This window comes from Actinoplanes awajinensis subsp. mycoplanecinus, assembly GCF_001509495.1.
Classification (GTDB): domain Bacteria; phylum Actinomycetota; class Actinomycetes; order Mycobacteriales; family Micromonosporaceae; genus Actinoplanes; species Actinoplanes palleronii.
Genome location: NZ_LLZH01000169.1, coordinates 1 through 383, shown reverse-complemented (window position 1 = coordinate 383; position 383 = coordinate 1). Strand labels below are relative to the sequence as shown.

1 protein-coding gene is annotated in these 383 nt (G+C 71.3%); it reads left to right on the top strand.

Annotation, left to right across the window (positions count from 1 at the left end):
• A partial coding sequence (locus ADL15_RS19825) for a Na+/H+ antiporter NhaA (protein WP_198170897.1) occupies positions 1-383 on the top strand: 383 nt, incomplete at both ends.

The window sequence follows — 383 nt, the reverse complement described above, 5'->3', positions numbered from 1 at the left end:
GGGGTCCTGCTCGGCTTCGCCGTCCCGGTGCTGCGGTCGCCGGGTTCGGGGACGGGACCGGGGTTGGCCGAGCACTTCGAGCACCGGTTCCGGCCGATCTCCGCCGGAGTCGCCGTGCCGGTGTTCGCGTTGATGTCGGCAGGTGTCGCCATCGGCGGACCGGCCGGGCTGCGGGCAGTTCTCACCGACCCGATCGCGGTCGGCATCATGCTCGGCCTGATTCTCGGAAAGCCGATCGGGATCCTGCTCGCGACCTGGCTCACCGCCCGGTTCACCCGCGCCGAACTCGACACCGGCCTGGCCTGGATCGACGTGGCCGGGCTGGCGCTGTTGTCCGGGGTCGGGTTCACCGTGTCGCTGCTCATCGGGGAACTCGCCTTCGG